This is a genomic window from Vibrio sp. 10N.261.45.E2 (assembly GCF_002875705.1).
Classification (GTDB): Bacteria; Pseudomonadota; Gammaproteobacteria; order Enterobacterales; family Vibrionaceae; genus Vibrio.
Genome location: NZ_MCZZ01000050.1, coordinates 1 through 301, shown reverse-complemented (window position 1 = coordinate 301; position 301 = coordinate 1). Strand labels below are relative to the sequence as shown.

Sequence of the window (301 nt, the reverse complement as noted above, 5' to 3'; positions counted from 1 at the left end):
TTCAATGATATCCCCGCACATTCATTGACCTTATTTGATCGTTGTTACTTCTCAGCAGACCTTTTGTTGTCGTGGCAAGAGAGTGCGGAAAATACTCACTGGTTAATGCCTGCAAAACGAAAACTACGCTATGAAGTGTTGGAGAAATATGCGGAAAACGACATGCTCATTTCAATGCCTATCTCTCCTCAAGCTCAACGGCAGAATCCGAATTTACCCGCACGTTGGGAAGCCAGATTAGTCCTATATCAAGAGCCAAAAGGTGAGATAAAAGGTTTTATTACTTCACTTACAGACCCTA

1 pseudogene is annotated in these 301 nt (G+C 42.2%); it reads left to right on the top strand.

Annotated elements, in window-relative coordinates:
- Positions 1–301: pseudogene (locus tag BCT34_RS02915) on the top strand (IS4 family transposase); the annotation flags it as partial.